Source organism: Nocardia thailandica NBRC 100428 (assembly GCF_000308795.1).
GTDB classification, from domain to species: domain Bacteria; phylum Actinomycetota; class Actinomycetes; order Mycobacteriales; family Mycobacteriaceae; genus Nocardia; species Nocardia thailandica.
The window spans coordinates 61,513-68,499 of sequence record NZ_BAGK01000181.1 but is presented as its reverse complement, the minus strand read 5'-3'; the positions used below and the strand labels follow the sequence as shown (position 1 = coordinate 68,499).

8 protein-coding genes are annotated in these 6,987 nt (G+C 73.0%); 5 read left to right on the top strand and 3 right to left on the bottom strand.

Annotation, left to right across the window (positions count from 1 at the left end; translation table 11 throughout):
• Nucleotides 1-386, top strand: a 386-nt coding sequence (locus ON36_RS19665) for a lipase family protein (protein WP_043655586.1), incomplete at its 5' end; no start/stop codon positions are given.
• 73 nt (nt 387-459) lie between these two features.
• A complete protein-coding gene (locus tag ON36_RS19660) occupies nt 460-1,116 on the top strand; it encodes a LuxR C-terminal-related transcriptional regulator (RefSeq protein WP_043655583.1) in 657 nt (218 codons plus the stop codon).
• 9 nt (nt 1,117-1,125) lie between these two features.
• Here the strand turns inward: ON36_RS19660 and ON36_RS19655 are convergent, their stop codons facing one another.
• From ON36_RS19655 to ON36_RS19645, 3 genes are all read right to left on the bottom strand, one after another.
• Nucleotides 1,126-2,112: a cation diffusion facilitator family transporter gene (locus tag ON36_RS19655; RefSeq protein WP_043655611.1), complete on the bottom strand. Its 987-nt coding sequence runs from the start codon at nt 2,110-2,112 to the stop codon at nt 1,126-1,128.
• Nucleotides 2,113-2,241: 129 nt separating this feature from the next.
• A complete protein-coding gene (locus ON36_RS19650; protein ID WP_043655580.1) occupies nt 2,242-2,610 on the bottom strand; it encodes an SUKH-4 family immunity protein in 369 nt (122 codons plus the stop codon).
• Nucleotides 2,611-2,727: 117 nt separating this feature from the next.
• Complete coding sequence (locus ON36_RS19645; protein ID WP_043655577.1) at nt 2,728-3,423, bottom strand: DUF8020 domain-containing protein; 696 nt, start codon at nt 3,421-3,423, stop codon at nt 2,728-2,730.
• A gap of 277 nt (nt 3,424-3,700) precedes the next feature.
• Here ON36_RS19645 and ON36_RS19640 point away from each other — a divergent pair, with 277 nt between their 5' ends.
• The 3 genes from ON36_RS19640 to ON36_RS19630 all read left to right on the top strand — a co-directional run bounded on the left by ON36_RS19640 (nt 3,701) and on the right by ON36_RS19630 (nt 6,984).
• Complete coding sequence (locus ON36_RS19640; RefSeq protein WP_043655575.1) at nt 3,701-4,243, top strand: sigma-70 family RNA polymerase sigma factor; 543 nt, start codon at nt 3,701-3,703, stop codon at nt 4,241-4,243.
• 176 nt (nt 4,244-4,419) lie between these two features.
• Entirely contained in the window at nt 4,420-5,943 is a 1,524-nt protein-coding gene (locus ON36_RS36950; RefSeq protein ID WP_043655572.1) for an N-acetylmuramoyl-L-alanine amidase, read from the top strand.
• A 30-nt stretch (nt 5,944-5,973) separates the two neighbouring features.
• A complete protein-coding gene (locus ON36_RS19630) occupies nt 5,974-6,984 on the top strand; it encodes a CobW family GTP-binding protein (RefSeq protein WP_043655569.1) in 1,011 nt (336 codons plus the stop codon).
• Nucleotides 6,985-6,987: the final 3 nt, after the last annotated feature.

The following is a 6,987-nucleotide window of genomic DNA, read 5'->3' as shown; positions in this document are numbered from 1 at the left end:
CGGCGCTGCTGGCCGATCCGCGGCTGCGCCGGGTGCTGGTCGACATCGAACCGGGCGGGCGGGCGCCCGCGTCGCCGCTGCTGGTCGTCCAGGGGGTCGGCGACGAGGTCATCGCGGTCGCCGACGTCGACGCGCACGTCGCCCGCTACCGGGCGGCCGGGGCGACGGTGGAGTACCTGCGGGTGCGGCGGGGCGCGCATCTGCCGCTGGAGTTCCTCGCGGTGCCGGTCGCGCTCGACTGGCTGACCCGGCGGTTCGCCGGCGAGCCCGCGGTGACCGGCACCCGCACCGTCGACTCCATCGCCCGGTGGCCGCGGGCGTGGCGGGCCCACCGGGACTTCGCCCTGGTGTGCCTGCGCATGCTGGCGGGGCGGCCGATCGGCTGACCCGCCGGGTCGGGCGCCGGCGGCCGGTTCGGATGCCGGCGGGCCGCCGGGTGTCGCTACGATAGATCCCGCTATGCCGCGAGAGAGGACCCTGCCGCTGTCGCTGGCGGTGATCGATGACCATCCCCTGGTGCACGACGGCATCCGCGCCTGGTGCGCCGAGGCGGAACTGCCGGTGACGATCACCGATTTCGCCCATCCCGACGCGTTCCTCGCCGCGGGTCCCGCCGCCGACGCGGTCGTGCTCGATCTGCGGTACGGGCCGGGCGGGCCGGACCTGGACGCGGTGTCGGCGCTGTGCGCCCGCGGCCTGCGGGTGGTGGTGCTCTCCGGCGACACCGACGCCGACCTGGTGCTGGACTGCCTCGACCGCGGCGTCGTCGGCTACCTGTCCAAGGCCGAGGGGCCCGGCCACTTCGCCGCCGCGATCCGCGCGGCCCTCGGCGACGAGCCCTATCAGACCCCGACCATGGTCCGTGCCATGCACCTGGGCCGCTCGGCGGCCCGGCCGCGGCTCAGCGACCGCGAGCGGCAGGTCCTGCTGGCATGGTTCCGCACCGAGTCCAAATCCCTGACGGCGGCCAAACTGCACATCAGCGTGTCCACCGTGGAGACCCATCTGGCCCGCATCCGGGCGAAGTACGCCACGGTCGGCCGCCCGGCCCCGACCAAGGCGGCGCTGGTCGCGCGGGCCATCGCGGACAACCTGATCACCGCCGAGGATCTGTGACGCCTCCGGTCAGTGGGCGTGACCGCTGGGCTGCGGCCGGCGGGCCTCCGGGGTGTGCGTCGGACCGTGGGCGCCGCCGCAGTGGCTGTCGCGGGTGCCGATGTCGAGCACCGTGGGCTCGGCGTGGTCGACCTGCAACGTCACGTGTTCGATGTGGTGCTCGTGGTCGAGCATGTGGGCGATGTCGGAGCGCACCGCGTGGCAGTCGTAGGCGGGCTCGACCAGCACGTGCGCCGAGAGCGCGGGGGAGCCGGAGGTGATCTCCCAGATGTGCAGGTCGTGCACCTCGGTCACGCCCGGGCGGGCGGCCATGTCGCGGCCGATCACGTCGGGGTCGAGGTTCTCCGGGGCGGCCTCGAGGAAGATCCGGCTCGACGCGCGGATCAGCCCGACGCCGGCCTTCACCATCAGCGCGACCACGATGAGCGTGGCGATGACGTCGGCGCGCGCCCAGCCGGTCACCATGATGACCACGCCGGCCACCGCCGTGGCGATGAAGGCGAACAGGTCGTTGAGGATGTGCTGGAAGGCGCCCTCGACGTTGAGGCTGGTGCGGTCGGCGCGGCTGATCATCCAGGTCGCCAGCACGTTGACCGCGACGCCGACCAGCGCGGTGATCAGCACGAGCGTGCCGTGCACCTCCGGCGGCTCGAACAGCCTGCGGATCGCCTCGTAGCCGAGCCACAGGGCGAGCAGCAGCAGCGTCAGGCCGTTGGCCATGGCCGAGAGGATCTCCACGCGCTTCCAGCCGAAGGTCATCCGGCCGGTGGCGGGCCGGGCGGCGAGGCGGATCGCCCACAGCGCCAGCACGATCGAGGCCGCGTCGGTGGTCATGTGCGCGGCGTCGGAGAGCAGGGCCAGCGACCCGGCGATCAGGCCGACGATCACCTCGCCGATCAGGAAGGCGACGATGACGGCGAGCGCGCCCGCCAGCCAGCGCCGGTCGCTGTTCGCCGAAACGCCATGGCTGTGGCTGTGATCGTGTCCTGCGCCCATCGTGGTCACCTCTCCCTGCGTCGCTCGCAGGCAATCATATGCACGCATCGCTATGTATGCAATTCTTGCCCCGGCGCGACGCCGTCGGTCCCGGTCACGGCGGGCGCGCTCCGCCCCGCTGACCTCAGCTTAGGCAGGTTTGCGTGCCGATGGGGGACCCACGTCGGCGTCGGGCTCGGGCCACGCGTCGATGATCAGCGTGCCCTCCTCGCGCATCCGGCCGTAGAGCTCGGCCACCAGCGCGCCGGGATAGGTCGGCCAGAACGACACCGCCCCGGTCGCCTTGTCGACGACGTGCACGGTGCCGCCGAGCGTCAGGGGCCGGTGCGCGGCGGCCGGGCGCGGATCGACCGCGACCACGGTGAAACCGGCCTCGAATTCGGTGATGTGCCAGCCGCTCCCGGCGGGTGGGTCGGGCAGGTGCCGCGCCGCGATGCGCGCGGCCTCCTCCCCGTCGACGGGTGTGCGGGCGCCGGTCGGGTACGCGTGGATGTCCAATGTGTCGCTCCTCGGCTGACGATTCTCGCCCGCTTCGGGGAATCCGGCAGCCCAACGCGCGAAACCCGGTGCCCGTCGCGCGACGGGCACCGGGTTCCACCGGTGTGCGGAACCGGCTCAGGCGCCGTAGACCGCGTTGTAGAACTGGATGGCCGAGGCGATGCCGACCGGCACACCGAGGGCGATCATGCCCGCCGCCGCGCCCAGGGCGATGCCGACGCCCGCGCCCGCGATGCACAGGCCGATCGGACCCGCGAAGAAGGTCGGCACGACCAGCGGCGCGCCGATGATCGCGCCGGCGACGCAGCCGAGCACGCCGCCGACCAGGGTGCCGATCAGGGTGCCGACCGCGGTGGCGAGGCCGAACTGGGTGGCCGCGGTGGACAGCGCGGTGTTGAAGTCGGCGCCGCCGATCTCCTGGGCGGCCACCGGCTGCAGCATCTCGGCCGGGTGGGCCGTCGCGGGGTCGGTGCTCGGGGTCAGGGTGGCGACGTTGCCCTCGATCTTGGCCGCGATCGGCCATTCGAGGCCGTCCTTGCGGTAGGTCAGCGGCAGCCCGGCAACCAGGTTGCCCGCGTTGTCGAGTACCTGGAACTGGGTGCCCTGGGTGGTCAGCGAACCGGCATCGGTGCGCAGCACGACCGAGTTGTCCACGACGCTGGCGGTGTAGTTGATGCCCGGAAGGACCTGGGTCTGCACGGCGGTGCCGGGCGCGGTGTCGGTGGCGGCCGGGGTGGCGTGCGCGGTGCCCGCCGTGACGCCGAGGGCGGCGATGACCAGCGCGGACGTGGCGGCGAACTTCTTGATCTGCATGGGTGCTACGACCCTTTCCTCATCGTGATCCACGGCGCTCCGGGAGGGGATCCGGGGTACCGCAGTTCGAAAAATCGAACCTTTCAAAAGGCTCTGCCCGGATCATTACGACGAGGTAACGGAACCCTCCGGTCTCCGGTCAAATCGATGTGACCTGAGTAAATCCACCGTTAATTCGGACATTCCGGCAACCTTCGGGCATCCGGAAATGTGGGCGCACCCACATCGGGTCCGCGCGCGGTGTTGTCATCGGCGCGGTCGCCCGCGATATCGGGATATGGACGACATCGCCTGCTCCCCGCGCTGCGCCGGACTCTGCACCCGAGACGGCCTCGCCGCCGTGCTGGCCGGCCAGTACGGGCTGCTGCACTGGCGGGCCGTGCGCGCGCTCGGTGACGCGGGGCTGGCCGAGCACGCGGTGCAGGAGACGCTGCTGCGTGCCTGGCGCGCGTGCGCCGGGTTCGACGCGCGCAAGGGCTCGCTGCGGACCTGGCTGCTGGCGATCGAGCACAACGTCGTGGTCGACATCGTGCGGGCGCGGGTGGCCCGGCCGGGCGAGGTCGGCTGGGAGGATGTGACCGAGCGCTGCGGCGCCGCGCCCGGCGCCGAGGACGTGGCCGACGAGGTCGCGGGCGAACTGCTCGTCGCCGACCTGCTGGCCCGGCTGCCCGAGTCCCAGCGCGCGGCCGTGGTCGAGGTCGTCCTGCGCGATCGGGCCTATCAGGAGGTGGCCGCCGACTTCGGCGTTCCGGTGGGCACCGTCAAGACGCGCGTTCATTACGCCCTGCGGTCGCTGCGTCGTCTGCCCGACGTGGCCTGACCGGGCGGATCTCCCTTCTCTGGTCGCGTGACCAGCGGCGATGCCGCGTCGCGCTGCCGTCACAGTTCGGTAACGGCGCTTGCTTGCCGGTTGCTGTCGTTGCCAGAGTGAACCAATGGGTTTGGTGTGACCAATGGGAAGGGAGGGGCGCCCCCATCCGGGGCGCCGACCGAAACATGAAACCAAACATCATCAAGGCCGGACTCGGCTCCGCCGTCGCCGTGGCCGTCGCCGCGGCGCTGACCACGACGTTGCCCGCCGCGCACAGCGCGCCCGCCACGCCGGAGGCCGCGGGCAAGCTCGCGGGCAAGACGATCTTCCTCGACCCCGGACATCAGGGCAGTGCCCACTCCGAGGACCTCACCCGCCAGGTCGACAACGGCCGCGGCGGCCTCAAGGACTGCCAGACCACCGGCATGACCAGCCTGCACGGCGTGCCCGAGCACACCATCAACTGGGACGTGTCCCAGCTGGTGCGGGCGGCCCTCGAAGCGCTGGGCGCGCAGGTCGTGCTCAGCCGCGCCGACGACGCGGGCTGGGGCGGGTGCGTCGACGATCGCGCCCGCGTCGCGAGCGACTCCGGCGCCGCGGTTGCGGTGAGCATCCACGCCGACAGCGCGCCCGCCGCCGAGCGCGGCTTCCATCTGATCGTGCCGGAACTGCCGGTGCCGGACGCGGTCGTCGACCAGGTCCAGGCCGGTCCCGGCCGCGCCGCGTCCACCGCGGTGCGCGACGCGTACGTGGCCGCCGGGTTCAGCCCGGCCACCTACGCCGGGGTGCGGGAGGGCCTGCAGGTCCGGGCCGACGTGGCCGGGCCCGCGCTGACCCGGGTGCCCCTGGTGTTCCTGGAGATGGGCAACGGCGCCAACGCCGAGGACGCGAGCCTGCTGGAGACCCGCGAGGGGCAGCTGAAGCACGCCATCGCCATCACCACCGGACTGGTCGGGTACCTGCTCGACACCCCCGTGACCACCCCGGTCGGCGCGCACACGCCGGGCGGCGTGGTGCCCGCGGTCGCGCCCGACGCCACCGAGCCGGGCACCGGCGAGGACACGACGCCGACGACCACGCGGCCGCACCGCGTGAACGTGGGGACCGGCTCGGCCGACGATCCCGGCGCGCCGCCCTCGACGGAGCCGTCCGCCCCGGAGGAGAAGCGCACCGCGCCGACCACCACGACCACGCCCGCGCCCGCCGCGGTCGCGCCGACCACCACCCCCTCGGCGGGTGATACGGCGCCGACCACCACCACCGCGCCGCCGGCCGCCGCCGAGGACACGGGCCCGACGACGACCACGCCGCCCGCGACCGGGCAGGCCGACGGGACGACGATCACGCCGCCCGCGACCACCACCCCGGCCCCGGCCGCGACGACCACGCCGGGCGTCGCCCCGGCACGGGCGCCGATCGCGCACCACCCGCCGGTCGCGCCGGTCCGCACCGCCCCGGGCGGGTCGACCACCACCGCGACCAAGACCGAGAAGACCCCGCTGCCGCAGAACCGCGGCGTCGCGCCCAAGAGCGAGCCGAAGTCGGGCGGCACGGACTTCCCCAGCTCGCTGGGCAACCTGGCGACCGAGGTGCTCGACCTGCTCATGCCGCTGGCCACCGCGCTCGGCATGGACAACTCCGCCGTCACCTCCGAGCTGATCGACCTCGCCTACACGCTCGCCGGGATGGTCTTCGGCCCGACGAAGTAGGCCGAGGCGCGTAAGGGTGACAATGGCCCCATGATTCCGGTGGTCATCGTCGCGGGCTTCCTCGGTGCGGGGAAGACGACATTGCTCAACCATCTGCTGCGCGACAACCGCGGCACGCGGATCGGCGTGGTGGTCAACGACTTCGGCGCGGTGAACATCGACGCCATGCTCGTGGCGGGCCAGGTCGACGCGATGGTGTCCCTCGGGAACGGCTGCGTGTGCTGCGCGGTGGACGTGAGCGAGCTCGACGGGCTGTTCGGCAGGCTGGCCCAGGCGCAGGTCGACGTGATCGTCGTCGAGGCCAGCGGCCTGGCCGAGCCGCGCAACCTGATCCGCATGGTGCTGGGCACCGAGCAGCCGCGCATCGGCTACGGCGGCCTGGTCACCGTGGTCGACGCCGACGGCTTCGGCGACGCCGCGGCGCGGCATCCGGAGCTGGTGCCGCAGCTGAAGCTGTCGGACCTGGTGGTGGTCAACAAGGCCGATCTGGCGTCGGCGGACGGGCTGGCCGCGCTGCGCGACCGGATCGCCGGCTGGGTCGGTCAGGTGCCGGTGTACGCGACCACGCACGGCCGGGTGCCCGCGGGCCTGCTGTTCGACGAGGTGTCGCTGCGGCGTCCCGCGGTCGCCCAGCAGCTGAGTTTCGACGAGCTGCTCGACGACCACGACCACGACGATCCCGGGCACCGGCACCTGCACGACGACTACGTGTCGCTGGCGTTCACCGAGTCCCGGCCGCTGGACCCGCGCGCGCTGATCGCCGTTCTCGAGGACCCGCCCGACGGGCTCTTCCGCGCCAAGGGGGTGATCGCCTTCGCCGGTCAGCGGCGCAAGTTCGTGATGCACCTGGTCGGCAGGCACGTGGTGTTCACCCGGGCCGGCTGGTCGCGCGGGGAGGCCAGGGAGACCAACCTGGTGCTCATCGGCGCCGGGCTCGACACCGAGACCGCGGCGAAACGCCTGCGCGCCACGGTGTTCGAGGGCGCGGAGCCGCCGGGCGGGGAGGCGATGCTCGGGGTGTACCGCTACACCCCGAGCTGAGGC

Coding starts and splice junctions, on each gene's coding strand:
- ON36_RS19660 (WP_043655583.1), top strand. CDS start 460: ATGCCGCGAGAGAGGACCCTGCCGCTGTCGCTGGCGGTGATCGATGAC.
- ON36_RS19655 (WP_043655611.1), bottom strand. CDS start 2,112: ATGGGCGCAGGACACGATCACAGCCACAGCCATGGCGTTTCGGCGAAC.
- ON36_RS19645 (WP_043655577.1), bottom strand. CDS start 3,423: ATGCAGATCAAGAAGTTCGCCGCCACGTCCGCGCTGGTCATCGCCGCC.
- ON36_RS19640 (WP_043655575.1), top strand. CDS start 3,701: ATGGACGACATCGCCTGCTCCCCGCGCTGCGCCGGACTCTGCACCCGA.
- ON36_RS36950 (WP_043655572.1), top strand. CDS start 4,420: ATGAAACCAAACATCATCAAGGCCGGACTCGGCTCCGCCGTCGCCGTG.
- ON36_RS19630 (WP_043655569.1), top strand. CDS start 5,974: ATGATTCCGGTGGTCATCGTCGCGGGCTTCCTCGGTGCGGGGAAGACG.